Source organism: Erwinia artemisiae, assembly GCF_051400835.1.
In the GTDB taxonomy this organism is placed as follows: domain Bacteria; phylum Pseudomonadota; class Gammaproteobacteria; order Enterobacterales; family Enterobacteriaceae; genus Erwinia; species Erwinia aeris.
Map to the genome: position 1 here is coordinate 123,180 of NZ_JBLFFM010000010.1, position 24,310 is coordinate 147,489.

31 protein-coding genes, 1 tRNA gene and 1 pseudogene are annotated in these 24,310 nt (G+C 56.0%); 28 read left to right on the forward strand and 5 right to left on the reverse strand.

From position 1 onward, the window contains the following. The first annotated feature begins 99 nt into the window (after positions 1-99). From ACMGEE_RS18825 to ACMGEE_RS18835, 3 genes are all read left to right on the forward strand, one after another. Positions 100-291, forward strand: a complete 192-nt coding sequence (locus tag ACMGEE_RS18825; protein WP_253455651.1) for a hypothetical protein — start codon at positions 100-102, stop codon at positions 289-291. Positions 292-652: 361 nt separating this feature from the next. After that, positions 653-1,759, forward strand: coding sequence for an AAA family ATPase (locus ACMGEE_RS18830; RefSeq protein ID WP_436830472.1), 1,107 nt, complete (start codon positions 653-655; stop codon positions 1,757-1,759). A gap of 2 nt (positions 1,760-1,761) precedes the next feature. Next, positions 1,762-2,511 carry a DUF4435 domain-containing protein gene (locus ACMGEE_RS18835; RefSeq protein ID WP_436830473.1) on the forward strand — a complete coding sequence of 250 codons (750 nt, stop codon included), beginning with the start codon at positions 1,762-1,764 and terminating at the stop codon, positions 2,509-2,511. A gap of 105 nt (positions 2,512-2,616) precedes the next feature. Here ACMGEE_RS18835 and ACMGEE_RS18840 read toward each other — a convergent pair whose 3' ends face one another. Together ACMGEE_RS18840 and ACMGEE_RS18845 are read right to left on the reverse strand one after the other, a co-directional pair. Beyond that, positions 2,617-3,636 (reverse strand): phage portal protein, encoded by a 1,020-nt coding sequence (locus ACMGEE_RS18840; RefSeq protein ID WP_436830474.1) that lies wholly within the window; start codon positions 3,634-3,636, stop codon positions 2,617-2,619. Further along, positions 3,636-5,393 carry a terminase ATPase subunit family protein gene (locus tag ACMGEE_RS18845; RefSeq protein WP_436830475.1) on the reverse strand — a complete coding sequence of 586 codons (1,758 nt, stop codon included), beginning with the start codon at positions 5,391-5,393 and terminating at the stop codon, positions 3,636-3,638. The genes ACMGEE_RS18840 and ACMGEE_RS18845 overlap by 1 nt, the downstream gene beginning before the upstream one ends. 144 nt (positions 5,394-5,537) lie before the next feature. On the opposite strand from ACMGEE_RS18845, the gene ACMGEE_RS18850 reads away from it, so the two are divergent. From ACMGEE_RS18850 to ACMGEE_RS18900, 11 genes and pseudogenes are all read left to right on the forward strand, one after another. Further along, positions 5,538-6,383, forward strand: coding sequence for a GPO family capsid scaffolding protein (locus ACMGEE_RS18850; protein ID WP_436830476.1), 846 nt, complete (start codon positions 5,538-5,540; stop codon positions 6,381-6,383). A gap of 57 nt (positions 6,384-6,440) precedes the next feature. Further along, the gene (locus ACMGEE_RS18855; RefSeq protein WP_436830477.1) at positions 6,441-7,502 is read left to right on the forward strand and encodes a phage major capsid protein, P2 family; all 1,062 of its coding nucleotides are present in this window, start codon (positions 6,441-6,443) and stop codon (positions 7,500-7,502) included. Between the two features lie 3 nt (positions 7,503-7,505). Further along, positions 7,506-8,174 (forward strand): phage terminase small subunit, encoded by a 669-nt coding sequence (locus ACMGEE_RS18860; RefSeq protein WP_436830478.1) that lies wholly within the window; start codon positions 7,506-7,508, stop codon positions 8,172-8,174. A gap of 89 nt (positions 8,175-8,263) precedes the next feature. Beyond that, entirely contained in the window at positions 8,264-8,728 is a 465-nt protein-coding gene (locus tag ACMGEE_RS18865; RefSeq protein ID WP_436830479.1) for a head completion/stabilization protein, read from the forward strand. Next, positions 8,725-8,928 (forward strand): tail protein X, encoded by a 204-nt coding sequence (locus ACMGEE_RS18870; protein ID WP_436830480.1) that lies wholly within the window; start codon positions 8,725-8,727, stop codon positions 8,926-8,928. Before ACMGEE_RS18865 ends, ACMGEE_RS18870 begins: the two co-directional genes overlap by 4 nt. Positions 8,929-8,933: 5 nt before the next feature. Next, positions 8,934-9,155 carry an HP1 family phage holin gene (locus ACMGEE_RS18875; RefSeq protein WP_436830481.1) on the forward strand — a complete coding sequence of 74 codons (222 nt, stop codon included), beginning with the start codon at positions 8,934-8,936 and terminating at the stop codon, positions 9,153-9,155. Further along, positions 9,142-9,645, forward strand: a complete 504-nt coding sequence (locus tag ACMGEE_RS18880; RefSeq protein ID WP_436830482.1) for a lysozyme — start codon at positions 9,142-9,144, stop codon at positions 9,643-9,645. The genes ACMGEE_RS18875 and ACMGEE_RS18880 overlap by 14 nt, the downstream gene beginning before the upstream one ends. Beyond that, a pseudogene (locus ACMGEE_RS18885) lies at positions 9,642-9,992 on the forward strand (Rz-like lysis system protein LysB); the annotation flags it as partial. The gene ACMGEE_RS18880 and the pseudogene ACMGEE_RS18885, both read left to right, overlap by 4 nt. Further along, complete coding sequence (gene lysC / locus ACMGEE_RS18890; RefSeq protein ID WP_436830483.1) at positions 9,913-10,233, forward strand: Rz1-like lysis system protein LysC; 321 nt, start codon at positions 9,913-9,915, stop codon at positions 10,231-10,233. The pseudogene ACMGEE_RS18885 and the gene lysC, both read left to right, overlap by 80 nt. Further along, on the forward strand, positions 10,166-10,633 hold the full coding sequence (locus tag ACMGEE_RS18895; protein ID WP_436830484.1) for a phage tail protein: 468 nt from the start codon (positions 10,166-10,168) through the stop codon (positions 10,631-10,633). The genes lysC and ACMGEE_RS18895 overlap by 68 nt, the downstream gene beginning before the upstream one ends. Further along, on the forward strand, positions 10,630-11,085 hold the full coding sequence (locus tag ACMGEE_RS18900; RefSeq protein WP_436830485.1) for a phage virion morphogenesis protein: 456 nt from the start codon (positions 10,630-10,632) through the stop codon (positions 11,083-11,085). Before ACMGEE_RS18895 ends, ACMGEE_RS18900 begins: the two co-directional genes overlap by 4 nt. On the opposite strand, the gene ACMGEE_RS18905 is transcribed toward ACMGEE_RS18900, so the two are convergent. Then, positions 11,078-12,145 (reverse strand): hypothetical protein, encoded by a 1,068-nt coding sequence (locus tag ACMGEE_RS18905; protein WP_436830486.1) that lies wholly within the window; start codon positions 12,143-12,145, stop codon positions 11,078-11,080. The two genes, ACMGEE_RS18900 and ACMGEE_RS18905, sit on opposite strands and share 8 nt — an antisense overlap. A gap of 92 nt (positions 12,146-12,237) precedes the next feature. Between ACMGEE_RS18905 and ACMGEE_RS18910 the strand changes: the two genes are divergently transcribed. The 6 genes from ACMGEE_RS18910 to ACMGEE_RS18935 are packed head-to-tail and all read left to right on the forward strand — an operon-like array spanning position 12,238 to position 16,385. Then, positions 12,238-12,831 (forward strand): phage baseplate assembly protein V, encoded by a 594-nt coding sequence (locus tag ACMGEE_RS18910; protein ID WP_436830487.1) that lies wholly within the window; start codon positions 12,238-12,240, stop codon positions 12,829-12,831. Next, positions 12,828-13,175, forward strand: a complete 348-nt coding sequence (locus ACMGEE_RS18915) for a GPW/gp25 family protein (protein ID WP_436830488.1) — start codon at positions 12,828-12,830, stop codon at positions 13,173-13,175. The genes ACMGEE_RS18910 and ACMGEE_RS18915 overlap by 4 nt, the downstream gene beginning before the upstream one ends. 1 nt (position 13,176) lies before the next feature. After that, complete coding sequence (locus tag ACMGEE_RS18920; RefSeq protein WP_436830489.1) at positions 13,177-14,085, forward strand: baseplate J/gp47 family protein; 909 nt, start codon at positions 13,177-13,179, stop codon at positions 14,083-14,085. Next, a complete protein-coding gene (locus ACMGEE_RS18925) occupies positions 14,078-14,686 on the forward strand; it encodes a phage tail protein I (RefSeq protein WP_436830490.1) in 609 nt (202 codons plus the stop codon). The genes ACMGEE_RS18920 and ACMGEE_RS18925 overlap by 8 nt, the downstream gene beginning before the upstream one ends. Continuing rightward, positions 14,683-15,798, forward strand: coding sequence for a phage tail protein (locus ACMGEE_RS18930; RefSeq protein ID WP_436830491.1), 1,116 nt, complete (start codon positions 14,683-14,685; stop codon positions 15,796-15,798). The genes ACMGEE_RS18925 and ACMGEE_RS18930 overlap by 4 nt, the downstream gene beginning before the upstream one ends. Continuing rightward, complete coding sequence (locus tag ACMGEE_RS18935; RefSeq protein WP_436830492.1) at positions 15,798-16,385, forward strand: tail fiber assembly protein; 588 nt, start codon at positions 15,798-15,800, stop codon at positions 16,383-16,385. Before ACMGEE_RS18930 ends, ACMGEE_RS18935 begins: the two co-directional genes overlap by 1 nt. Before the next feature lie 22 nt (positions 16,386-16,407). Here the strand turns inward: ACMGEE_RS18935 and ACMGEE_RS18940 are convergent, their stop codons facing one another. Continuing rightward, positions 16,408-17,067, reverse strand: a complete 660-nt coding sequence (locus ACMGEE_RS18940) for a hypothetical protein (RefSeq protein ID WP_436830493.1) — start codon at positions 17,065-17,067, stop codon at positions 16,408-16,410. 169 nt (positions 17,068-17,236) lie between these two features. Here ACMGEE_RS18940 and ACMGEE_RS18945 point away from each other — a divergent pair, with 169 nt between their 5' ends. The 8 genes from ACMGEE_RS18945 (at position 17,237) to ACMGEE_RS18980 (ending at position 23,847) form a co-directional block, all read left to right on the forward strand. Then, on the forward strand, positions 17,237-18,406 hold the full coding sequence (locus ACMGEE_RS18945; protein WP_436830494.1) for a phage tail sheath protein: 1,170 nt from the start codon (positions 17,237-17,239) through the stop codon (positions 18,404-18,406). A gap of 10 nt (positions 18,407-18,416) precedes the next feature. Continuing rightward, a complete protein-coding gene (locus tag ACMGEE_RS18950; protein ID WP_301730238.1) occupies positions 18,417-18,926 on the forward strand; it encodes a phage major tail tube protein in 510 nt (169 codons plus the stop codon). A 55-nt stretch (positions 18,927-18,981) separates the two neighbouring features. Next, positions 18,982-19,260, forward strand: coding sequence for a phage tail assembly protein (locus ACMGEE_RS18955; protein WP_436830495.1), 279 nt, complete (start codon positions 18,982-18,984; stop codon positions 19,258-19,260). 32 nt (positions 19,261-19,292) lie between these two features. Further along, positions 19,293-19,415 carry a GpE family phage tail protein gene (locus ACMGEE_RS18960; protein WP_125287881.1) on the forward strand — a complete coding sequence of 41 codons (123 nt, stop codon included), beginning with the start codon at positions 19,293-19,295 and terminating at the stop codon, positions 19,413-19,415. Next, the gene (locus ACMGEE_RS18965) at positions 19,408-21,867 is read left to right on the forward strand and encodes a phage tail tape measure protein (protein WP_436830496.1); all 2,460 of its coding nucleotides are present in this window, start codon (positions 19,408-19,410) and stop codon (positions 21,865-21,867) included. The genes ACMGEE_RS18960 and ACMGEE_RS18965 overlap by 8 nt, the downstream gene beginning before the upstream one ends. A gap of 1 nt (position 21,868) precedes the next feature. Continuing rightward, positions 21,869-22,396 (forward strand): phage tail protein, encoded by a 528-nt coding sequence (locus ACMGEE_RS18970; RefSeq protein ID WP_436830497.1) that lies wholly within the window; start codon positions 21,869-21,871, stop codon positions 22,394-22,396. Beyond that, positions 22,393-23,550, forward strand: a complete 1,158-nt coding sequence (locus ACMGEE_RS18975; protein WP_436830498.1) for a phage late control D family protein — start codon at positions 22,393-22,395, stop codon at positions 23,548-23,550. Before ACMGEE_RS18970 ends, ACMGEE_RS18975 begins: the two co-directional genes overlap by 4 nt. 78 nt (positions 23,551-23,628) lie before the next feature. After that, positions 23,629-23,847 carry an ogr/Delta-like zinc finger family protein gene (locus tag ACMGEE_RS18980; RefSeq protein ID WP_124234400.1) on the forward strand — a complete coding sequence of 73 codons (219 nt, stop codon included), beginning with the start codon at positions 23,629-23,631 and terminating at the stop codon, positions 23,845-23,847. A 142-nt stretch (positions 23,848-23,989) separates the two neighbouring features. Here ACMGEE_RS18980 and ACMGEE_RS18985 read toward each other — a convergent pair. Then, positions 23,990-24,065, reverse strand: a tRNA-Ile gene (locus ACMGEE_RS18985). Positions 24,066-24,310 lie beyond the last annotated feature (245 nt).

Below are 24,310 nucleotides of genomic sequence, written 5' to 3' on the forward strand. Positions count from 1 at the left end.
ATCAGGGACATAAAAATGTTGCTTTGGAATGAGATTTTTCTCACGTAACGATTTAAGGTTATGATACTGTATAAAAACACAGTAAATAGGGGAGGGAATGTGGATAACGAGTTACAAGAGCGTGTAACGCTTGAACGTGTCGAATTGATAGCCAGGCTGACAACAGAAGGTATGTGTAAAGAGCGGGACAGGGAGATTGCGCTCAATCTGATCGCCGAGATCGCAGCCAATAACACGCTTTCAGATGGAAATTTTTCGGTCGCATTTTCGACCGTGCCTTGTCAAAAATAGTTTCGGTTGACTGTCAGCAAAACGGGTAAGCAGCCATGCATGCATCAGGTGCATGGTTTTGCATGCTTCGAACCCTCCTGAGGATCCCTTTGAAGGCCTGAGCTGGCGCGGATCCGGCTGGGTTATGCAACTGCATTAAAAGCGATACACGAAGCGGGCAGGCGTGGCGGGGATAGCATTGCGCGCAAGGGTATATGCTCCAATTGATTTTTGATGTTCTCACAATCAGATTTTACTCAGTAAAGATTGACGTTATCAAATTGTAAATGTATAAAATATTGACAAACAAATTTATGCAATGAGATAAGTCTCACATTCGAGGTTATGCACGCTTTTAATTACCCCTTTTTATGAGGTCTAAATGAAAATAAGGTCAGTTACGGTGGTTGGTCTTTTTGGGAAAAATTCTCAACAGAAATATATATTTAATGAAGATCTCAATCTGATTACGGGAAGAAATGGTTCCGGTAAAACCACATTGATGAAGCTGGTTTGGTTTATAATAAGTGGGAATATAATTTTTGCGCTGAGAGAAGTCGATTTTAAATCTTGCACCATTGTAACGTCTCTTTATACTTGCACCGTCATAAGAACGGGCGATGTTTACTGTAAAATTGAAATGACCATAAATGGAGAAACCTTTACTTTAGAAGATGATCCTGATTTTCCTGAGGAAGGTTTTTTTGGTGAGTCGGCTGAAGAAAAAGCTAAGTCTTATTTGCTCTCAAATGGCGGGTCTATATTCTTCCCGACATTTCGCAGGATTGAAGGAGGCTTTTCATTGTTACAAAGTAACAATGCTAGGACTCGTCCCGGTGCAAGGCCTGTTTCAGAAATCGATGAGGCATTGGATTCTCTTTCCAGAAAATTTAGCAATTCCTCAAACCTTTTTGTAGCGGCTATATCTACAAAAGACATTAACAGCTTGCTTTTAAGACGCTATGCAGCATTTTCAGAGGAGATAAATTCGTTCCAGCAAGAAGTGTCTAGAAGCGTTATTGATAAAATAAAGAGGCATCAAAAATCCCAGGGAGAGCATGGGGACGCCGATTCTTTACTCTCAGAAACGAGAGAAGAAATAGAAAAGATTGAAGAATTCAGATCGCAAACAATGGTTCCTTATGAGGCTGTTAGGGCCCTAGTTGAAAAATTATTTCAACACTCGGGAATTTCATTTGGCAAGAGGCTAAATTTTGGCGATGCAGCGGAAGCCGTAAATAGTGATGTTTTGTCTGCAGGCGAAAAACAACTTTTAAGTTTTATTTGTTATAATGCATTTCATCATGACTCAGTAATCTTCATTGATGAGCCTGAGCTCAGCTTACATGTTGATTGGCAACGACAGATATTCTCAATTCTTCAAAATCAAAATCCTTCAAATCAATTTATATTTGCTACACACTCGCCTTTTATTTATGGTAAATATCCAGATAAAGAAGTTTCAATGGGCATTGATAAAGGGGAATGACAATGAGTGATGCAAAGCGTAGGCCATCTGTAGATGAACTTTTTGAATTGCTCAAGAGAACTAGCATCCCCACTGTTTTAGTTGAAGGAAAGGATGATATTATTTTCTATAGGCGCCTTGAAGAGGGGTTGTCGGACCTGGGTGTAGATATGTTACCTGCTGGATGTAAGGGTTCAGTATTGGAATTGCGCCAAAAAATTATCCAAAGCCAGATTAAAACTCCCATTGCCTTCATAGTAGATAATGATACTTGGGTTTATTTTGGTAAGCCTGAAGGTATTGATGATATTATCACAACGACTGGGTATTCAATTGAAAATGATTTATATTTTGATGGGGATTTGATTAGTCTTTTGACTGCGGATGAGAAAAGGCAGTTTGTCAGTGAAGTTCAGTTGTTCTCAAGGTGGTTTGCTTTGTCACTGGACAGATATAAAAGGCAAAATAATTCATTTTCATTCCGAGAGCATCCAGGGAAAGTTTTAGATGATCCAGAATTTTATCGTTCCTCATTAGTCTTGGAGGTAGGTGAAGATTATCCTGAGCATCTATATGCTGAAATTCAATCAAATATAGGGAATTTAATTCGCGGGAAATCTTTGTTTGCTTTGCTGACGCGTCGTCTGTCAGACAAAAGAAGGGCCACTAAGTTTAGTGGTCATCAGCTAATGGAGTTTGGTGCTTCAAGGAAAGGTATGAATTTCCAAAGGTTACATGATGCTGTAAGGCGAGTGTTCACAGCTCAGATTTAGTTAAAATGCTCTTAATTTTATATTTAAATTAAGAGCAATTCCCTACATGGAAGGCGCTATTTTTTCATAATTAGTCCAAAATTTATGAAGGTTAAATTTTTAAGTTTAAATTAATTGATATTCTTTGAATTTGATAATTTCTTGATTCAGCCAGTTATTTATCTCCTTCATCCGCTCCTGCAGCGGCGTCAGCTCATTCCTGACAAATACCTGCGCCGCCTTCACCGCATCCCCGAACCCGCCGGAGTTATCCGGGATAATGCCCATCATCTGCGGCGGCACGCGGTGCGCGCTTAACAGGTCGTCGCGGCTGGCCTTTTTGATGTTAAAGAAATCATCCTTTGTCGCCACCTCGCTGAGCGGCAGAATTTTAATTCCGTCCGGTTTGCCGTTCGGCGCGTACATAAACAGGTTACGGAAGTTGCCCAGGCCTTTCGTGTCGCGCATTGCCTGACGCATGCGGTCAACGTCGCTGGAACTCTGCGCCGCGTCGGTCATATACAGGATGTAACCGGCGTGCGCGCCGTTCTGGTAGTACTTGCGGCGAAACAGCGTGGCCGCCTCGTTCAGCCAGGCGGAATTTAGCGCGCTGAGATATTCCGGCAGGCCATAAAGCTCCTGATTAATGTCCGGCTCAATCAGGTGAAACACGCTGCCGGCTGCAAACTGATGCGGCTCCTTCCAGTCGTTTACAAACCAGTATTCACCCTCCTTCACGCCCTTGCGTGTGAACTTTGCCGGGGTGGTTTCCAGCCTGAACGGCTTGCCGAGGCTGTTGCGACGCAGCTCGACAAAGGCATTCCCGAACACCAGATAATCCAGCGCAAACTTACTAAATTCCTGCTGGCTCAGCATGGGATGCGGGATAAAGGTTGAGGCCAGAATGTTGCGCTTAACGTAGATAGGCGAGCTGTGATGCACCGCCGAGCGCAGGCTTTTCGCCAGCCCGTGAAAGCTGACAGGCGGCTCGTACCAGCGACCATTGCCGATGCATTCTGCGTAATCCAGAATATCCCGCTTATCCATCACCGGTGTGGGCTCGCCGAAGGTAAACGCTTCGACCTGCTGCGGGGCGGCCTGCGCCGCTGGTGCTGCCTTAAATGCCTTACGGCTGCGTTTGTTCATCAGTAAAATTCCAGAATTGAAGGGTTAGCGCCGCCGCTGGCAGCGGTGAGCGGTTCGTTTAACAGCGCGTGCATGATGGCCCAGGCGACGTCCGCGTGGCTGGCGTCCTCACTGCGGCTCGCCTCGTAGGTTGAGCGGTTGCCGCTGGCGGTCATGGTCTTACGGATCGCCATAAAGGATTGAGTTATGTCGGTGCTTCCGGCGTCGTACTCAAGCCGCCCGTTGCCGATGGTGTCTTTGGCTTTGAGTACCATCCCGGTTTTGACTTCCGGTGAGTAACGGATCTCGCGGGCCGCGGGGTAGAACTGGCGGACAAGCTGAAAAACGCCCTGGCCGATGCCGGTGGCGTCCACGCCGATATACTCCACGGTGTATTTTTTGGTTAAGTCCTCAATGGATTTTGCCTGCGCGGCAAAGTCCATCCCGCGCCACTGGTGATGCTCCAGCACGCGGAACTTGCCGCCCGCAACCAGCGGCGGCGCAATCACGGCACAGCCCGCGCTGTCGCCGGTGTGCGACGGGTCATAGCCAATCCACACCGGGCGGTAATCGAACGGGCGCAGCGCGTAGGGGTTAAAGTCCGTCCATTCTTCCAGACTGTCGATCATGCAGGTCTGCAGCTCGGCAAACGGGAACACGCTCGCCTCGTCGTCCACAAACTCACACATCAGCAGGTTCTGATATTCCGACGGGCTGTATTCCAGCGAAAGCTGGTCAAGGTCAAACAGGTTACAGCCGCCGGTCAGCGCATCCTCAACGGTGACAATCTGCCGCCACTGTCCGTCGCCGCACAGCGCGCCTTTCGCCAGATGCGAGTGTGATAAGTCCAGTTCGATGCGGTCGCCCTTGCTGCGGCGTCCCTTATTGAATAATTCCCCTGACCAGAACGGATACGCGCTGTGCGACAGGCTCGACGGCGTGGAAAAGTACGTGGTGCGCCACTTCTTGTGCAGCGACATGCCGCTGGCGACCTTACGCAGCTCCTGAAACTTCGGGATCCAGAAATACTCATCCAGATAGAGATTGCCGGTGTAGCTTTGCGCGGTGCGCACGTTGGTGCCCAGAAAAATCAGACGGGCGCCGTTCGGCAGCACAATCGGATCGCCCTTCAGGTCAACGTCAACCTGACGGGCAAAGTCGATAATATAATTTTTGAAAACGTGCGCCTGTGCCTTGCTGGCCGACAGAAAAATCTGGTTGCGCCCGGTGGTCAGCGCATCAATCAGCGCCTCGCGGGCAAAGTAGAACGTCGCGCCGATCTGGCGGGACTTCAGGATATTGCGGATACGGTGTGCCAGCCCGGCCCGGTGCCAGTTGAGCTGATATTCAAAGCAGTTATCCATAAACAGGCCGGTCAGTTTTTCGGTCTGCTCATCGCTGAAGACGTTTTTAATCACCGGCTGGCGCTCGCCCTTGTTACGGTTGCGCACGTTCGGATTTAAATCCGCCTCGTTGCCCGAACTGCGGTAGCGCTCGACGCGGGCCAGGCGTTCTATCTGGCGGCCCAGTGCGTCTATCTCCTTGTAGTCTCCGTTGCCCTTGACCTCTTTCATGATGAGCTGAATTAACCGCGCCTCCATGCTGGCCTCAACGCGACTGATGGGCGCGATATCTTCCCATGCGTCGCGCAGCTTCCAGCTCTGCACGGTCGGTGTTTTCTGGCCGAGCGTCTCCGCAATCTGGCGCACGGAATATCCCTGCCAGTAAAGCAGCGCAGCCTGACGGCGCGGATCGCTGATGGTGGTTTGTATGTTCATGCCGACAAGGCTACCGGGGCGCAAAAAGGCGCGCCCGCTGTCCCTGTTTGCTGGTCGCTGAGCGGGCTGGCTTTCGTTGAGCGGATGGCCCGTGGCGGGGAAACTGGCCCCGACCTGAACGAACCCACAACCGGAGCCTGATTAATGGCAACTAAAGCAAAGCGTTTTCGTATCGCAGTGGAAGGCGCAACCACCGACGGCCGCGAGATTTCCCGCGACTGGATTTCACAGATGGCGGCGAACTATGACCCGGCGATGTACGGCGCGCGCATCAACATGGAGCACATCAAGGGCTATACCCCCGACAGCCCTTTCCGCCGCTATGGCGACGTCACCGCCCTGAGCGCGGAGGAAATTGCGGACGGCCCGCTGAAAGGCAAGCTGGCGCTTTACGGCGAAATCAGCCCGACGCCGGAGCTGGTCGAACTGACCAAAGCCCGCCAGAAAATCTACACCTCCATTGAGGTTAACCCGAAGTTTGCCGACACCGGCGAAGCATACCTGATTGGCCTGGCTGTCACCGACGACCCGGCGAGCCTCGGCACCGAGATCCTGAGCTTCAGCGCCAGTGCCGCAGCGAACCCGCTGGCGTCCCGGAAGCAGCACAAGGACAACCTGTTTACCGCCGCCGAAGAAACGCTGATCGAATTTACCGAAGAGACCGACCCGGTGCCGTCGCTGCTGGCCCGCGTTACCGCGATGTTTTCCGCGAAGAAAAAAGGTGCCGATTTGCAGTTTGCCGACGTCAGTGCGGCCGTGACCGCCGTGGCCGAGCAGGTGCAGCAGAACGGCGAGGCGCAGGCGCAAAACCTGTCGGCGCTGGAAACCGCCTTAACCGAACGGCTCAACGCGCTGGAAGTGCAGGCCAGGGAAGACCGCACCGCCTTTACCGCGCTGCAGGCGCAGCTGAGTAAAACCGACGGCGGCTTTTCCCGTCGCCCGGCTTCGACCGGCGGCGATGTTAAATCCGGCGTGCAGACCGACTGCTGATTACCGGCGTGCAGACAGGCCGCTGATTAAAACATTTAACTGAATACAGGAGCGCAAATGCGCCAGAACACCCGCTTTAAATTTAACGCTTTCATGACCCGCCTGGCCGAGCTGAACAACGTCGAAACCGGCGACATGAACAAGAAATTCACCGTTGAGCCAGCGGTGACGCAAACGCTGATGAACCGCGTGCAGGAGTCGTCAGAATTTTTAACGCGCATTAACATCGTGCCGGTGTCCGAAATGAAGGGCGAGAAAATCGGGATCGGCGTGTCCGGCTCGATTGCCAGCACCACCGACACGGCGGGCGGCGACGAACGTGAAACCGCCGACTTCTCCGCGCTGGACAGCACCGGCTACGAGTGCGTGCAGGTTAACTACGATTTCCACATCCGCTACAACACGCTTGACCTGTGGGCGCGCTATGAAGATTTTCAGGCCCGCCTGCGTGACGCCATTATCAAGCGCCAGAGCCTTGACCGCATCATGATCGGCTTTAACGGCGTGTCGCGCGCCAAAACCTCCAACCGCGCCAAAAATCCGATGCTGCAGGACGTGGCGGTGGGCTGGCTGCAGAAGTACCGCAACGACGCGCCGGAGCGCGTGATGAACAAAACCACGGCGGAAGACGGCACCGTGACCGACGGCGTGCTGATTGGTAAGGGCCGCACCTACGCCAACCTTGACGCCGTGGTTATGGATGCAACCAACACCCTGATCGAGCCGTGGTATCAGGAAGACCCGGAGCTGGTCGTTGTCTGCGGTCGCCAGCTGCTGGCCGACAAGTATTTCCCGCTGGTTAACCAGGTGCAGGCCAACACCGAGGCGCTGGCGGGCGATCTGATTGTGAGCCAGAAGCGTATCGGCAACCTGCCCGCCGTGCGCGTGCCGTACTTCCCGGCGGACGCGATGCTGATTACCCGCCTGGACAACCTGTCGATTTATTTTCAGGAAGGCACGCACCGCCGCATGATCGACGAGGTGGCGAAGCGCGACCGCATCGAAAACTACGAGTCCATCAACGAGGACTACGTGGTGGAGGATTACGCGGCGGGCTGCCTGATTGAAAACATCACCCTGTCCGACGCGCCTGTAGCAGCGGCCACGCCGGAGGCATAACGCATGTTAAGCCCTGCCCGACGTCACCTTATGCGCCAGCAGGCGGAAGCGGCCTCGCAGCAGGCCAGCAACCCGCTGCGCCACGCCAACGGCTACGAGCTGATGCTGCTGAAGCTCAACGACGACAAGCGCCGCCTGAAAAAAGTGCGCTCGCAGGAGCGCAAGGCGGAACTCAAGCGGCAGATGCTGCCGGAGTATCTGCCCTGGGTGGCGGGCGTGCTGGCGAAAGGCAGCGGCGCGCAGGACGCCGTACTGATGACCGTCATGATCTGGCGGCTGGACGCGGGCGACGTGCCGGGCGCGCTGGAAATTGCCCGGTACGCGCTTCAGTACGGATTAGTACCGCCGCCCGGCTTTAAGCGCGACGCGACCGCCTACCTGCTGGCCGAAGAGGTGGCCGACGCGGCGACACGCGCCTGGACGCTGAAAGCGCCGGTTGATACCGGGCCGCTGCTGGCAACGCTTGAGCTGACGAAATCTGCAGACATGCCCGATCAGGTGCGCGCAAAGCTGCACAAAATCACCGGGTACGTCTTACGCGATGCGGGCAGGGCTTTGGATGCGATGGAGCACCTTACACGGGCGCTACAGCTGCACGACGGCTGCGGCGTCAAAAAAGACATTGAGCGGCTGGCTACGGAGCTGAAAAAGCAGGCCCTTGCCCGCCGCTGACCGAACGCGCCCCGCGCCGGGCGGCAGAGCTGCAACGCATTTTTAATGTCTGCGCGGCTCTCCACCGCCCACCTATTTTAAGGCCGACTATGAACACGATTGTAATCCCCGCCCCGCGACCGGCAGACGATGCCGAGCCGCCGGTAAAGAACACCTTTTTCTGGCCTGACGTGAGCCTGCAGCAGCTGCGCAACACGCTGCGCTACGAAGGCACCGTGACCGCGCAGCGCCTGCGCCTTGCGGTGAAAACGGCGATTTCAGAAGTGAACGCCGAGCTGTACGACTGGCGCGCCGAACAGATGGCGGCTGGCTTTAACCGGCTTTCCGACGTTCCGGCGGAAACGTTCGACGGCGAAAGCGAAAAGGCCGCGCACTATTTTGCCGCCGTCAGTGCCCTGACCGGGGCCGCGATTGTTGAGCGCTATCGCGGCTATGACGCCAGCGGCAAAAAAGGCGCAGAGGTGGAGGCAAGCGCCGACGAGTACTGGCGTGACGCGCGTTTCAGTATCAGCCGTATCTCCGGGCGTTCCGGCTGCATCGTGAGCCTGCTGTGATTATTTACGCACAGCAGGGCGACACCGTAGACCAGATTTGCTGGCGGTACTACGGGCGCACGGCGCAGGCCGTTGAGCTGGTCTATGCCGCCAATCCGGGGCTGGCCGAAAGCGGGCCGGTGTTAATGCACGGTTGCGAGGTGACGCTGCCGGATCTGCCGGAATCGTCAACGGATGAAACCGTCAACCTGTGGGACTGAAGAAGATGGAGAAAATCAATTCGCTGGTTAACTACCTGATTGGCCTGGTGCTGATGTGGTTCGGCCGCCACACGCCGCAGGATGTCGCCTTTATGGTCGGTTCCGGCGTGGCCATGGTGACGCTGGTGATTAACGTGGCGACGTTTTTTATTAACTGGCATTACCGCCGCAAGACCTGGGAGCTGCAACAGGCGCTGGCTAAGGGGAAAGGCAATGAAAGCCGCTAAACACTGCGCCGTGCTTGCGGTGCTGGCAATTGCAACGCTGCTGCCGCAGTTCAACATGCTGAAAATATCCGACGGCGGGCTGGCGCTAATTGCTGATGCCGAGGGCTGCCGCACCTCGCCTTACCAGTGCAGCGCCGGAGTCTGGACAAACGGCATGGGTCACACCGCAGGCGTGACGCCAGAAAGCCACGTCAGCGAACGACAGGCCGCCGTTAATCTGGTGTACGACGTGATGCGCGTTGAGCGCGGGATTGATGCCTGTATGCCCGCCATGCCGCAGCCGGTCTACGATGCGGTCGTATCATTCGGCTTTAACGTGGGCGTGCGTGCGGCCTGCACCTCAACGCTGGCCGGGTTTGTTCGCCGGGGCGAGTGGCAACGCGCCTGCCTGCAGCTTGACCGCTGGGTATACGTGAACGGCGTCAGAAATGCCGGGCTGGAAAACCGCCGCCAGCGGGAAAAGGCCTGGTGCTTAAAGGGGGCGTTATGATCCGCCTGTTAGCGGCGCTGCTGGCCGTGGCGCTAGTCGCGCTGGGCCTGACCGGCTGGCGACTGAATGCGGCAAACGGCCACCTTACCGACGCGCAGCGCATTATCGGCACGCTTTCCGCCGGAATTGAAAGCCGCGATAAGGCGATTACCCGTCTGAACGATGAGGCGAAGGCGGGCCAGAAACGCGAGGCCGCGCTGCGCCTGCTGCAGGGCCGCGCCGGGACGGCTGCCCTGAACCGTGAACTGACCATACAGAGAGAAACCGATGCCAATCCGACATTACGCAGCTGGTCTGCTGCTGCTCTGCCTGCTGACGTTATCCGGCTGCAGTCGCGGCCCGCATTCAGCAACGCCCGAGATTATCTGGACTGGCTGTCCGCGCGTGACAAGCTGCCCGCTGCCGGGCAACAGCCTGCAGACCCAGGGCGATTTAGCGGCGGATAACCGCCAGTTAGAGGCTGCGCTTGCGTCGTGCGGGCTGCAGGTGGAAATCATCAAAGAATGCCAGGAGCAGCACGATGCTGAAACCGAAACAGCTACGCCGGGCGCTGACCGACAGCGTGCCGCTGCTGCAAAGAAACCCTGACGGGCTGAATATGTTTATCGACGGCGGGCGCATCGCCTCCACGCTCGCCAGCTCGCTGTCGTTTGAGTACCAGTATCAGCTTAATCTGGTCATCACCGATTACGGCGACGATATCGATCTGATTATGGTGCCGCTGCTGGCGTGGCTGCGCGAGAATCAGCCGGATATTATGGCAACCGAAGAGAAGCGCTGCACCGGCTTCACCTTTAAGGTGGACGTGTTAAGCGACATGCTCTGCGATATCAGCATTGACCTGCAGCTGACCGAGCGCGTGATCGTGAAACAGGAAGGCGGCGCGCTGCACGTTACCCACGCGGGCGAAAATCCGCTGCCGGATAATGTGGCCCGGCCAACGCAGCTTTATGCGGGCGGTGAACTGGTCAGCGGGCTGCAGCTGTGAACGGGCTGGAAGCGTTCGACGCCAGGCTAAACGCGCTTATCGGCAATCTGTCGCCTGCTGCCCGCAAGAAGATGGCACGCACCATCGCAAAGCGTCTGCGTGCCGGTCAGCAGCAGAATATCAAACGCCAGCAGGCACCGGACGGCACCGCGTTTAAGCCGCGCAAGGCACCGGTGCGCAAAAAGAAAGGCCGGATAAAGCGCGAGATGTTCGCAAAGCTGCGCACGGCTAAATACATGAAGGCAAAAGGCAACGCCGACGACGCCGTGGTGGAGTTTGCCGGAAACGTGCAGCGCATGGCCCGCGTGCATCACTACGGGCTGCGCGACCGGCCAGCCCGTGGGGGAAAAGAGGTGCAGTATGAGGCCAGGCCATTATTAGGTATCAATCATAAAGTTCGGATAATGATAGAAAAATGTATAATAAATGAATTAAATGACGATGCTACTTAGACTTTCCTTTAAGTGACGTTATTAATGATGCTAAATGCTCAATGCCATCGAAAGTAGATGGCACTTTATCTTCGGATGCCATAATATTAGAAAAAATGACATCTTCAAACTTGTTAAGTAGACCATTATCTTTAGCTTTAATAGTGGCACTGTAGTCTGCATAGCTCTGTATAAACTGACAGAGGCTTTTTCGCAGTTCAATTTGCATTATTTGAGAACGTATAGAGTTGTAATTTATCAAGGCGACACGGAAGTAATATATCAGAATTAGTGTTAGTGATATAGCAGGCAAAAAACCTACCAGCTCATAAGGGCTTTCAACTTTTTTCCCGGGAAGAAAAAAGTAAAAAGACTCCATTAAAATTACTACTGGCAAAATAAAACCTAAGGCAATGAGAACTTTTCTCGCCCATGATAGCTGTATTTCTTTAGTGTTTCCTAGTGATTCAAAGCCTTTATATAGCCCTACAAAATTGAATGCATTTTTTTGTTGTTCAAGCGTCTCTTGTAGAGCTTCGACAGCAGCCTGCCTTTTTTCTAAGTCACTACTCCAGCTTTCATTCAATTTTTCTGCTTCTTTTTTCGCATTAACATAATCTTTAAAAGTAATTAGTTCATCGCTATTTATTAGCTGCTTAAAAAGAGATGTTGTCATATCCTGCATAGCATATTCAACTTGCCCTCCTGCCTTGGATGAAAATGACTTTATATTTTCCCTGGCGAAATCTCTTATTTCTTGGTAGTCAGGAGAGAAGTCTTCAGGGCCTGAAAGATACTCCTCGATATAAAAACGAAACACGTTTGCAAAAACATAATCAACACCGTCACTACTCATATCAGCTTCAGTAAGGCGATTGAGAAAATTTTGAGAAATATGCTTAATGTTAAATTGAGTCCTTTCGTCCCATACATGCGCATTAGTAACCATGTTTCGCAGTAAAAATAAAATTATTTTGTTTCTTTCCAAAGTGAATTGATTTGATTCACTAGACTGCCCCAGTAAGCGAATATAGGAAGCAATAGCGTTTTTAGTATATTCAGTATCAAAAAATTTTTGCATAACGCTCTCAGTTTAATTTATAGGGTGTTTGCTCATAAATAGCTAAACAGTAATGGATTGTCGACTCTTGCTTAGGACTGCATTATGCATTTATGAACACACAAATCCCAGAAATCCTGCGCCTGCTGCGTAACCTGATCCGCATCGGCACCGTGTCCGCCGTCAACCTCGACGACGGGCTGTGCCGCGTGGATACCGGCAACAACACAACCAACTGGCTGCACTGGCTGACCGCCCGTGCCGGTCGCACCCGTTCATGGAATGCGCCATCGGTCGGCGAGCAGGTACTTGTTTTGTGCCTGGGCGGCGAGCTGGATACCGGCTTTGTGCTGCCGGGCGTGTTCTCTGACGACAACCCGGCACCGTCCGCTTCGGCTGACGCGCTGCACTGGTCTTTTCCCGACGGCGCGGTGATTGAGTACGAACCGGCCAGCGGCGCGCTGAAGGCAACTGGCATCCAGACCGCAACCATTCAGGCCGTCGTCAAAATAATGCTGGACTCGCCCGAAGTGGAATGCTCCGCGCTGCTGAAAACCGCCACGCTGGAAGTGACCCAGGGCGGCACGATGAAAGGCGACGTTCAGCACAGCGGCGGCAGCTTCAGCTCTAACGGCGTGGTCGTGCATTCCCACAAACACGGCGGTGTAAAGTCCGGCGGCGACACGTCGGGAGGGCCGCAGTCATGACCGTGCGATATTCCGGCATGAGCCGCGACACCGGCGAGGCGCTGACCGACCTTGACCATATCCGCCAGTCGGTGCGCGATATTCTGTTAACGCCGGTCGGTAGTCGGGTTATGCGCCGCAGCTACGGCTCGCTGCTGTCCGCTCTGATTGACCAACCACAGAACGAGGCGCTGCGTCTGCAGATTATGTCGGCCTGCTATATGGCGATTTTGCAGTGGGAGCCACGCGTAAAGCTGACCGGCATCTCTTACGAATCCGCGTTTGACGGCGGCATGGTGGTAGAAATCACCGGCAGCCGCACCGATACCACGCAGGATTTTTCTCTAACCGTTCCCGTGAGCTGATATGGCAACTATCGACCTGAGCCAGCTACCCGCGCCCGACGTGGTGGAAACGCTCGACTATGAAACGTTACTCAATGAACGCAAGGCAACGCTGATATCGCTGTATCCGGCAGAGCAGCAGGACGCCGTTGCGCGCACGCTGGCGCTGGAGTCCGAGCCGGTGGTAAAGCTGCTGCAGGAAAACGCGTACCGCGAGGTTATCCTGCGCCAGCGCGTCAACGAGGCGGCAAAGGCCGTCATGGTTGCCTATGCCCTGGCGGATGATTTAGACCAGCTCGGCGCAAACAACGGCGTCAGCCGCCTGACGCGGACGGCTGCCGACGACACCACAACCCCGCCGACCGCCGCCGTGATGGAGAGCGACGACGATTACCGCGTGCGCATCGCCGCCGCCTTTGAGGGGCTGAGCGTGGCCGGGCCGACCGGTGCCTATGAGTACCACGCCAAAAGCGCCGACGGTCGCGTGGCGGATGCGTCCGCTGTCAGCCCGTCGCCCGCCTGCGTCACCATTACCGTGCTGTCACGCGAGGGCAACGGCGAGGCGGCCGCCGACCTGCTGACCGTGGTGGATGCCGCCTTAAACGACGAGGACGTCCGCCCGGTGGCCGACAGGGTAACGGTGCAGTCGGCGGCGATTGTTGATTACGCCGTTGAGGCCGTTTTGTACCTCTATCCGGGGCCGGAGGCTGAACCGATACGCGCCGCCGCCGAGGCAAAGCTTGCCGCTTTCGTCAGCGCGCAGGCCCGCCTCGGCAGGGATGTCCGCAAATCGGCGCTTTATGCTGCCCTGCATGTTGAAGGCGTGCAGCGCGTGGAGCTGGCGCAGCCTGCCGCCGACGTGGTGCTGGATAAAACCCAGGCCGCCTACTGCACCGGCTACGGCATTACGGTCGGGGGTTCGGATGAGTGATCGCCTGCTGCCGTCCGGCTCGTCGGCGCTGGAGGTGGCTGCCGCCGAAGCCTGCGCCACGATTGAGGCCATTCCGGCACCGCTGCGCCGGTTATGGAACCCGCAAACCTGCCCGGCGGAGCTGCTGCCGTATCTTGCCTGGGCGTGGTCGGTTGACCGCTGGGACACCGGCTGGAGCGAGTCCACAAAGCGCGCCGTGGTGTCGGCCTCGCAGTACGTGCATAAGCACAAAGGCACGCTCGGCTCGATCCGGCGCGTGGTGGAGCCGCTCGGCTATCTGATCCGTATCGTTGAGTGGTGGAAGACCGGCGAAGCGCCCGGTACTTTTCGCCTGGATGTGGGCGTGCTGGATACCGGCATTACCGAAGAAATGTATAACGAGCTGGAGCGTCTGATCGCCGATGCGAAGCCGTGCAGCCGCCACCTTATCGGGCTGTCGATTAACCTCGACGCCAGCGGCGCGCTGCCGGTTGCCGCCGCCTGCTACAGCGGCGACGAGCTGACCGTTTACCCCTATACCCCTGAACTTATCAGCGTCGGCGGGCCGGGCTATACCGGCGCGGCGGTGCATCTTATTGACCTGACGGAAGTGAGCACATGACCACGAAATATTTTGCCCTGCTGACCAGCCAGGGCGCGGCGAAGCTGGCGAACGCTGCGGCGCTCGGCACAAAGCTGCAGATTACCGAAATGGCCGTGGGCGACGGCGGCGGCTCGCTGCCCACGCCCGACGCGGCGCAGACAAAGCTTATCGGCGAAAAGCGCCGGGCCTTGCTTAACGCGCTGACGGTTGACGCGGCCAACAGCAGCCAGATCATTGCCGAGCAGATTATCCCCGAAAGCGAGGGCGGATTCTGGATCCGGGAAATCGGGCTGTTTGACGCCGACGGCGTGCTGATTGCCGTGGCTAACTGCGCGGAAACCTACAAGCCGCAGCTCGCCGAGGGCAGCGGCCGCACGCAGACGGTACGCATGATTTTAATCGTTAACAGCACAAGCGCCGTTACGCTGAAAATCGACCCTGCCGTGGTGCTGGCAACGCGGCAGTACGTGGACAACGCGGTGATTGAGGTAAAGGCGTATGCCGACAAGGCGCTGGCCGCGCACGCTGCCGCCGCTAATCCGCATAAGCAGTATCTACAGACCGCTAACGCGCTGGCGGAAATTAAGGGCGCCGGGCTGGTGACAAAAGCGCTGGCCGCGCTGGGGCTGGGCGACGGGTCGGCGGTGCCGGTTGGCGTGCCGCTGCCTTACCCGGCGGCAACCGCGCCGGACGGCTGGCTGAAGTGCAACGGTGCATCGTTCAGCGCCACCGCTTACCCGCTGCTGGCGAAGGTCTATCCATCGCTGAAGCTGCCGGACTTACGCGGCGAGTTTATTCGCGGCTGGGACGACGGGCGCGGCGTGGATACCGGGCGCGGCATAGGCACCGCGCAGGGCGCAACCAGTATCCGTACGGCGGCGCTGGACTATTACGGCGCTGACAGCACCACTACAAACGCCACGGTCGGCACGGCCTTCAGTAAGGCCGACTCCGTAACCAGTGCGCAGCCTGCCGATGCGCAGGCACCGGCAAACGGCGCTCTGGGGGCAATTCTGAGTGACAACAGTATGATTGCCGAACAGAAACAGGGCGGAAGCGTGGCGAGCAGCCAGTGGATTTCAGTACGCCCACGCAACATCGCATTTAACTACATTGTGAGGGCCGCATAATGGCGAAGATTACCCTTGATAAAAACGGTCTGGCGAAAGCAGCCGGCACGCTGACGGTTTACAACTTTGACAACCTGACCGGCGAGTTTACCGGCGCAACGGATGAATATTTGCCGCAGGGCGTGGGCGTTCCGGCCTGCGCCTGCAGCAGCGCGCCACCGTCTGCAGAAACCGGCTTTGTGTCAATTTATCGGGACGGCGGCTGGCAGACCGTGGCCGATCACCGGGGCGAAACGGTTTATTTTACGGCGGACGGCTCGGCGACAGCAATCACCGCGCCGGGTAATTACCCTGCAGGCACCACCACGCAGGTACCGGCAACCGCGTTTGATAAGTGGGACGGCGAAAAATGGGTAACGGACGGCGACGCGCAGCAGGCCGCAGCAGTGAGCGAGGCCGAGGCGGAAAAGGCAGCGCGCATCAGCGAAGCCAACAGCACGACGCAGGCGTGGCAGACGCAGCTGCGGCTCGACATTATCACCGATGCGGATAAGGCATCGCTTACCGCATGGATGAAATATGTACAGGAAGTTCAGGCAATAAATACTGATTCAGCACCTGATATCTGCTGGCCTCAGCCGCTTTAAATTTTACCTTTACAGTTTATATTTAAAAACCAATATAAATATAACCAAAAGCAACAAGGGATATTAAGGTGTAAATCATTGGAATAAGCATGTTCTTTTTAATTAGGGAGCAGAATATAGTCTCCCTTTCTCTCTTGCATATAACGTAGAGAAAAGCGTGAATGAAGGAGATTGCCGAAATAAAAAGGCAAAAGAAAAATATTGTAAGTGCACTATGTATACTTACATTAGGAGGATTTGTAACTATATCAAGCGCTGATAAAATCACTATAATTGTAAAGCTAAAAGATATGCCGCTTGTAAATAACAAAGTCTCACAATTAATTTTCCTTAAGATTGCACCTAAAATTCCCCACCATCTTTTTTGCGTCCATGCTTCTACCTCTCTGGCTTCCATATCTTTAAATGTAATGGCTATAAACATAATGAAAATATTTAAGGGTACAATGAAGTTTAATATGGAAAGGGTGTTTTTAACATAACCTGAAAAGTAGCTGAGTGTCGAAAAGTCACGAATGCCATGAATTATTGAGTAAGATATTAACGTAATAATTAACCACGTTAGATATCTATAAAAAACATCATTCCACAAACTTTCTTTAATCCAATTGTCAATGTAGTTATCCTCAGCTTTGTTCTTCAAACTAGCATCATTTTTTTTAACTTCTTCTTGATCCTGCATATGCCGCCTCTGGAATTTTTATTGTTTATGATAATAAGTATCCTCGATAAATTAAGTGATTTTATAGACGATAAATAGGCGTTCGGCTAGATCTCAGCGAACATTAATCGCATGCACTATCCCGCCTGACCTGACAATCTGAGCACACCCATTTAACGGAGTGCATCAGATGTCTGATTACCATCACGGTGTCCGCGTCGTCGAAATCAACGACGGCACGCGCACCATTTCCACCGTCTCCACGGCGATTGTCGGGCTGGTCTGTACTGCCGACGACGCCGACGCCACCGCGTTCCCACTGAACACGCCGGTACTCCTGACCAACGTGCAGGCCGGTATCGCCAAAGCCGGTAAGAATGGCACGCTGGCCGCTTCCCTGCAGGCGATTGCCGACCAGTCCAAGCCCGTCACCGTCGTGGTGCGCGTGGCCGAAGGCGCGACCGACGCGGAAACCATCTCCAATATCATCGGCACCACCGACGAAAACGGCCAGTATACCGGCATGAAGGCGCTGTTAAGCGCGCAGACCCAGCTCGACGTCAAGCCGCGTATTCTCGGCGTGCCGGGCCTCGACTCTTTAGAAGTAGCGACCGCGCTTGCCAGCATCGCGCAGCAGCTGCGTGCCTTCTGCTACGTCTCGGCGTGGAACTGCAAAACCGTCTCTGACGCCATGAAATACCGTGAGAACTTCAGCCAGCGCGAAATCATGGTTATCTGGCCGGATTTCATTGCCTGGAATACTTCGATTAACGCGTCCGAAACCGCCTGGGCCACGGCGCGCGCGCTGGGCCTGCGCGCCAAAACCGACAACGACACCGGCTGGCATAAGACGCTTTCTAACGTCGGCGTGAACGGCGTCACCGGCATTTCTGCGGGCGTCTTCTGGGATCTGCAGCAGACCGGCACCGACGCCGACCTGCTTAACGAAGCCTGCGTGACCACGCTTATTCGCAAGGACGGCTTTCGCTTCTGGGGCAACCGCACCTGCAGCGACGATCCGCTATTCGCGTTTGAGAACTACACCCGCACCGCGCAGGTACTGGCCGACACGATGGCCGAGGCGCATATGTGGGCCAACGACAAGCCGCTGACGCCGGTACTGGTGCGCGAGATTATTGCGGGCATTAATGCCAAATTCCGCGAGCTGGTCAACGCCGGTTATCTGCTGGGCGCCAACTGCTGGTACGACGAGGCGGCCAACGATAAGGACACCCTGAAGGCGGGCAAGCTGTCGATTGATTACGACTATACGCCGGTGCCGCCGCTGGAAGATTTAACCCTACGCCAGCGTATTACCGACTCCTATCTGGCGAACTTCGCCGCGTCTGTTAACAGCTGAGGACTGAAAAATGGCACTGCCACGAAAACTCAAGGGGATGAACCTCTTTAACGACTCAAACAGCTATCAGGGCGTTGTAACCAGCGTCACGCTGCCGAAGCTGAGCCGCAAGCTTGACCCGTTCCGGGGCGGCGGCATGAGCGGCGCGGCCCATATTGATATGGGCCTGGACGATGACGCGCTGGATATCGAATGGAGCATCGGCGGTATCGACGAGCTGGTGCTGACGCAGTGGGGCGCAACGTCCGTGCCGCTGCGCTTTACCGGCTCTTACCAGCGCGACGACACCGGCGAGGAAATCCCGGTGGAGATTGAGGTGCGCGGCAAGCATCAGGCGTTTGATTTTGGGGAGGCCAAACAGGGCGAGGATACAGAAACCAAAATCACCACCAAATGCACCTATTACAAGATGACCTTTAACGGCAAGGAGCTGATTGAAATTGACACCATCAACATGGTGGAGAAGGTCAACGGCACCGACCGTCTGGAGCAACGCCGTAAAAATATCGGCCTCGTTTAATTTCTGAGCCAGCGCCCGGCGCTGGTCTTATCCCGACTTAAAAAAGAGAACAATCATGGAAAACAAAGAAAACGTCGTCACCCTGGAAACCCCGTTGATGCGCGGCGAGCAGGCAATTAACAGCGTTGAGGTGATTAAGCCGAATTCCGGCGCGCTGCGCGGCACCCGCCTGGCCGATCTCGCAGGCTCGGACGTGGACGCGCTGATTACCGTGCTGCCGCGCATCACGCTGCCCAACTTAACAAAAGCAGAGTGCCTGAACCTCGATCCGGCCGACCTGATTGCCCTGGCCGGTAAGGTGATCGGTTTTTTGTCGCCGAAGTCGGACGCGTAAGCTGGCCCAACGCGTTGACCGTTAACGACCTGATGGCGGACATAGCGACGGTGTTTCACTGGCCGCCGTCTGAAATGTACGCCATGCCGCTGGCCGAGCTTATCGACTGGCGGCACAAGGCCATCATTCGCAGCGGAGTAAAAACCGATGAATAACCTCAAGTTGCAGGTGCTGCTGAAGGCGGTGGATCAGGCGACGCGGCCCTTTAAGGCCATTCAGAACCAGACCAAGGCGCTGGCGGGCGGCATCCGCGACGCGCAAAGCAGCCTGAAGGAACTGGACGCGCAGGCAGCGAAGATTGACGGCTTTCGCAAATCAAGCGCACAGCTGGCCTTCACGCAGCAGAGCCTGAAGGATGCGAAGGCGGAAGCGGCCGCGCTGGCCGTGGCCTTTAAAAATACCGAAAAGCCCACTACGGCGCAGGCCCGCGCGCTGGAAAAAGCCCGGCAGGCGGCCAGCGCGCTGCAGACCAAAAGCAACAGCCTGCGCCTGTCGGTGCAGCAGCAGCGCGAGGCGCTGAACGCCGCCGGGATCTCCACCAAAAACCTCGGCAGCGAGCAGCAGCGGCTGAAAACCGCCGCCGCCCAGGCGACCGTCAGCCTGAGCCGTCAGAAAATGGAGCTGCAGCGCCTGAGTCAGCAGCAGGAGCGGCTGAACCAGACCGGCGAGCGCTACCGTAAAGGCCAGGAATTGTCGGCGAAAATGCGCAACGTCGGCGCGGCCGGTGTCGGCGCCGCCACGGTCGGCGCGGTCGCGGCCTCTTCCGTCCTCCGTCCCGGCTACGACTTCGCGCTGGCAAACTCCACGCTGCAGGCGACGCTCGGCCTTGATAAAAACTCCGCCGACTTTCAATCACTGCGCATCCAGGCGCGCAGCATCGGCGACAACACGGCGGCCTCGGCCAACGATGCCGCGCAGGCGCAAATCGTTATCGCCAAATCGGGCGCGAACGTTGACGACATTAAGGCGGCCACGCCGGTTACGCTGAATATGTCGCTGGCGAACAATCGCACGATGGAAGAAAGCGCCGAGCTTTTAATGAGCACGAAAAACGCGTTCGGGCTGGCTAACAGCGAGGTCGCGCACCTGGGCGACGTGATATCCGCGACGCTCAACAAAACCGCGACCAAATTCGACGACCTGAGCGACGCCATGCCCTACGTCGCGTCGGTGGCGAAAAATGCGAAGGTCAGCGCCGAGCAGACGGCGGCGATGATTGGATCGCTGGCTAACAACGGCACGACCGGCAGCATGGCCGGGACGGGTATCCGCGCCATGCTGCTGCGCGTGCAGGGGCCGACCGGCGAGGCGTTCAAGGCGATTAAAGAGCTGGGCGTAAAGACCGCCGACGGCAAGGGCAACCTGCGGCCGTTTTTCACCATCCTGAAGGAGATGCAAAAGTCCTTTGATAAAAACAGGTTCGGCGATACCCAGCAGGCGGAATACCTGAAGACCATCTTCGGCGAGGAGGCCGCGTCGGCAGCCGTCACGCTGATGAAATCCGCCGCCAGCGGTGAGCTGGACAAACTGACGAAAACCTTTCAGGGATCGGACGGCAGCACGGCGAAGCTGGTCAACGTGCAGCAGGACAACCTCGGCGGCGATCTTAAAGAACTGCAGTCTGCCAAAGAGGCTATCGGCACCGACCTGTTTGACGGCCTTGATAAGACCCTGCGCTCGCTGACAAAGCAGACCACAAAGTTTTTGCTGAACGTGGACGGCTGGATCCAGAAAAACCCAATGCTGGCAAAGGGGATGGCCCTGGCCGCCACGGCGGGGCTGGTTTTAGTGGGCGCGATTGGTGCAATTGGCCTTGTCGCCTGGCCGGTGATTACCGGCGTTAATGCGCTTATCGGCGGCGCGGGCCTGCTGCGCACCGCCTTTACCAAGGCGGGCGAAGCCATTGTGACGGAAATGGGGCTGATTTCCTGGCCGGTCGTGGCCGTGGTGGCCGCCGTCGTTGCGGGGGCGCTGCTTATCCGTAAGTACTGGCAGCCCATTAAAGCATTTATGGGCGGTGTGGCCGAGGGCTTTAAGGCCGCGATTGGGCCAATCAGCGAGGCTTTCGGGCCGCTGAAGCCCGTTTTTGACTGGATAACAGAAAAAATTAAGGCCGCCTGGAACTGGTTTAAAAAGCTGCTGGAGCCGGTGAAGTCCACGCAAGCGGAGCTGAAAAGCGCGGGTGATATGGGCAAGAAGTTCGGCAACGCGCTGGCCGAGGGGCTGAAGATACCCGGCAAGGCGCTTGAGCAGCTTACAAACGGTATCAGCTGGATGCTGGAAAAACTGCACCTTATCGACAGCAAGTCCGAAGACCTGAAGGACAAGCAGCCGGGGAGCGATCCGAACAATCCGAAGGATAAGCACGACCCGGTCGCGCCGAACGGCCTGCCGTGGAGCCTGGCCGACACGGCGCCGCCTTATAACCCGGTAACGTCACCGGCGGCGGGCGGCTACAACGACCAGAGCCAGAACAGCTACCAGTACGATATCCACATGCATCCGGGTATGACCAAAGACGACGCGCTGGAGCTGATGGCGCAGCATCAGGCCCGCGAGCAACGCAAACGCCAGGCACAGCAGCGCAGCAAAATGGGATGGGAATAACATGATGATGATTTACGGGCTGCTGCCGTTTATGCGCCAGACGCTGCCCTATTCAGATATGCAGCAGAATATCGACTACCGCTGGCCCACTAACAGCCGCGTCGGGCAGCGGGCGTCGGCGCAGTTTCTCGGCGTGGGCGATGAAAAAATCACCCTGACCGGCGAGCTGCGCCCGGAAGTCACCGGCGGCGCCGTGTCGCTGCTGAGCTTTAAGCTGCTGGCCGACGAGGGCCGGGCGTGGCCGCTGATTGGCGGTAACGGCACTATTTACGGCATGTACGTGACGGAGAACTTTTCGGCCTCGCACAGCGAGTTTTTAAGCAACGGTAGCGCGCTGAAAATCACCTTTACGCTGAGCCTGAAGCGCGTTGACGAGTCGTTAACCTCAATGTATGGCGACCTGAAAAAGCAGGCCGACGGGCTGATAAGCGGTGCGGGCAACCTGCCGGGACAGATTACGTCCGTTATCAGTCAGGCGAAAACCGTCGCCGCCAGCGCGAGCGCAACCGTGGGCGGGCTACTGTCATGAGCATCAGCAGCATGGCAATACAGGCGGGCGCGCAGATGGCCCCGGACTTTATGCTGTCGGTGAACTCTAAGGACGTCACGGCCAATATCCGCGACCGGCTTATCTCGCTGACGCTGACCGATAACCGGGGCTTTGAGGCCGACCAGCTCGACCTTGAGCTGGACGACGCCGACGGGCTGCTGGCGATGCCGGTACGCGGCGCGGTGATTAAGCTGTTTCTCGGCTGGAAAGGCCAGGCGCTGGTCGGTAAGGGCGAGTTTACGGTGGATGAAGTGGAGCACCACGGCGCGCCGGACACCATGACGATCCGTGCGCGCAGCGCGGATTTTCGCGGGACGCTTAACTCGCGGCGCGAGGTGTCGTATCACGACACCACCCTGGGCGACGTGGTGAAGCAAGTAGCGGAGCGCAACAAGCTGAAGGCGGTGCTGGCCGCAGGATTCGCCACGCAGGCGGTGAGCCATATCGACCAGACGCAGGAAACCGACGCGGCGTTCCTGACGCGGCTTGCCACGCTGTACGGCGCGGTGGCCGCCGTGAAAGCAGGAAAGCTGCTGTTTCTGCGTCCGGGCAGCTGCGTCACGGCCAGCGGCAAACCGATCCCGCAACTGAACATTACGCGACAGGACGGCGACCGGCACAGCTTTAGCATTGCCGACCGTGGCGCCTATACCGGCGTGTCGGCCAGCTGGCTGCACACCAGAGATCCGAAGCCGAAGAAGGTAAAGGTGAAGCGCAAGCCGAAGGAAAAGCACCTGCGCGCGCTGGAGCATCCGGCGGCCAGAAAGAAAAAGGCCACCGCCACCAAATCCCCGGAGGCAAAGGAAGGCGACTATCTGGCCGGCACGGAAGATAACGTATTTGCGCTGACCACGGTTTACGCCACTAAGACCGCCGCGATGCGGGCCGCAAAGGCGAAATGGGACAAGCTGCAGCGCGGCGTTGCTGAGTTCTCGCTGACGCTTGCAATAGGGCGGGCGGATCTCTTCCCGGAAACGCCGGTAAGGGTAAGCGGGTTTAAGGCAGTGATCGACGCGCAGCCGTGGCTAATCAGCAAGGTAACGCACAGCCTGAGCGACAGCGGCTACACGACGGCGCTAGAGTTTGAGGTGTTGCTGTCGGATGTTGAGTATAAAACTGAATCAGAAAATTAAAACTCACTTTAAGTGAATTTTATTGTTATTTTTGTAGGTTTGAGTTATTAAGGCAGTGTACACAAGGAGAACGCTACCATGATGCATTGCCCGCTTTGCCAGACCGCTGCCCATGCCAAAAGCAGCCGCTATATCTCACGCGAGACAAAAGAACGTTATCACCAGTGCCAGAACATTAATTGCAGCTGTACCTTCAAAACGCACGAAAGCATCGCAGGGATGATCGTCTCGCCAGGCCAGACTAACAAGGTGCCGATTTTTACGCACAACGACAGACAGCCATCATTGCTTCACTGATAGCCCGTGAAAGCGGGTTTTTTTGTACCTGCGTTCAGAAGGGCCAAAAAAGTCATGCGACACTTTTGCGACACTGACCACCACAAACAAAAAAGCCACTCGGTTAAGAGTGGCTTAATTTCCTGATTTAACAGGTAAAATCTGGTGGCCCCTGCTGGACTTGAACCAGCGACCAAGCGATTATGAGTCGCCTGCTCTAACCACTGAGCTAAGGGGCCTGTGGCGCGGGATTATAAAGTAACTTGCGGATGCAATCCAGCTATCCACCACTGTTTGTCTGTTTTTTAGGCATCAGGTTAAATGTAGAAATGATTGAATAACAAACTATTATCCTGCCACCTGCCACCTGCCACCTGCCGCCTGCCGCCTGCCGCCTGCCACCTGCCACCTGCCACCTGCCACCTGCCACCTGCCACCTGCCACCTGCCACCTGCCACCTGCCACCTGCCACCTGCCACCTGCC

Coding starts and splice junctions, on each gene's coding strand:
- ACMGEE_RS18830 (WP_436830472.1), top strand. CDS start 653: ATGAAAATAAGGTCAGTTACGGTGGTTGGTCTTTTTGGGAAAAATTCT.
- ACMGEE_RS18835 (WP_436830473.1), top strand. CDS start 1,762: ATGAGTGATGCAAAGCGTAGGCCATCTGTAGATGAACTTTTTGAATTG.
- ACMGEE_RS18840 (WP_436830474.1), bottom strand. CDS start 3,636: ATGAACAAACGCAGCCGTAAGGCATTTAAGGCAGCACCAGCGGCGCAG.
- ACMGEE_RS18845 (WP_436830475.1), bottom strand. CDS start 5,393: ATGAACATACAAACCACCATCAGCGATCCGCGCCGTCAGGCTGCGCTG.
- ACMGEE_RS18850 (WP_436830476.1), top strand. CDS start 5,538: ATGGCAACTAAAGCAAAGCGTTTTCGTATCGCAGTGGAAGGCGCAACC.
- ACMGEE_RS18855 (WP_436830477.1), top strand. CDS start 6,441: ATGCGCCAGAACACCCGCTTTAAATTTAACGCTTTCATGACCCGCCTG.
- ACMGEE_RS18860 (WP_436830478.1), top strand. CDS start 7,506: ATGTTAAGCCCTGCCCGACGTCACCTTATGCGCCAGCAGGCGGAAGCG.
- ACMGEE_RS18865 (WP_436830479.1), top strand. CDS start 8,264: ATGAACACGATTGTAATCCCCGCCCCGCGACCGGCAGACGATGCCGAG.
- ACMGEE_RS18875 (WP_436830481.1), top strand. CDS start 8,934: ATGGAGAAAATCAATTCGCTGGTTAACTACCTGATTGGCCTGGTGCTG.
- ACMGEE_RS18880 (WP_436830482.1), top strand. CDS start 9,142: ATGAAAGCCGCTAAACACTGCGCCGTGCTTGCGGTGCTGGCAATTGCA.
- lysC (WP_436830483.1), top strand. CDS start 9,913: ATGCCAATCCGACATTACGCAGCTGGTCTGCTGCTGCTCTGCCTGCTG.
- ACMGEE_RS18895 (WP_436830484.1), top strand. CDS start 10,166: ATGCTGAAACCGAAACAGCTACGCCGGGCGCTGACCGACAGCGTGCCG.
- ACMGEE_RS18905 (WP_436830486.1), bottom strand. CDS start 12,145: ATGCAAAAATTTTTTGATACTGAATATACTAAAAACGCTATTGCTTCC.
- ACMGEE_RS18910 (WP_436830487.1), top strand. CDS start 12,238: ATGAACACACAAATCCCAGAAATCCTGCGCCTGCTGCGTAACCTGATC.
- ACMGEE_RS18915 (WP_436830488.1), top strand. CDS start 12,828: ATGACCGTGCGATATTCCGGCATGAGCCGCGACACCGGCGAGGCGCTG.
- ACMGEE_RS18920 (WP_436830489.1), top strand. CDS start 13,177: ATGGCAACTATCGACCTGAGCCAGCTACCCGCGCCCGACGTGGTGGAA.
- ACMGEE_RS18925 (WP_436830490.1), top strand. CDS start 14,078: ATGAGTGATCGCCTGCTGCCGTCCGGCTCGTCGGCGCTGGAGGTGGCT.
- ACMGEE_RS18930 (WP_436830491.1), top strand. CDS start 14,683: ATGACCACGAAATATTTTGCCCTGCTGACCAGCCAGGGCGCGGCGAAG.
- ACMGEE_RS18935 (WP_436830492.1), top strand. CDS start 15,798: ATGGCGAAGATTACCCTTGATAAAAACGGTCTGGCGAAAGCAGCCGGC.
- ACMGEE_RS18940 (WP_436830493.1), bottom strand. CDS start 17,067: ATGCAGGATCAAGAAGAAGTTAAAAAAAATGATGCTAGTTTGAAGAAC.
- ACMGEE_RS18945 (WP_436830494.1), top strand. CDS start 17,237: ATGTCTGATTACCATCACGGTGTCCGCGTCGTCGAAATCAACGACGGC.
- ACMGEE_RS18950 (WP_301730238.1), top strand. CDS start 18,417: ATGGCACTGCCACGAAAACTCAAGGGGATGAACCTCTTTAACGACTCA.
- ACMGEE_RS18955 (WP_436830495.1), top strand. CDS start 18,982: ATGGAAAACAAAGAAAACGTCGTCACCCTGGAAACCCCGTTGATGCGC.
- ACMGEE_RS18960 (WP_125287881.1), top strand. CDS start 19,293: ATGGCGGACATAGCGACGGTGTTTCACTGGCCGCCGTCTGAAATGTAC.
- ACMGEE_RS18965 (WP_436830496.1), top strand. CDS start 19,408: ATGAATAACCTCAAGTTGCAGGTGCTGCTGAAGGCGGTGGATCAGGCG.
- ACMGEE_RS18970 (WP_436830497.1), top strand. CDS start 21,869: ATGATGATGATTTACGGGCTGCTGCCGTTTATGCGCCAGACGCTGCCC.
- ACMGEE_RS18975 (WP_436830498.1), top strand. CDS start 22,393: ATGAGCATCAGCAGCATGGCAATACAGGCGGGCGCGCAGATGGCCCCG.
- ACMGEE_RS18980 (WP_124234400.1), top strand. CDS start 23,629: ATGATGCATTGCCCGCTTTGCCAGACCGCTGCCCATGCCAAAAGCAGC.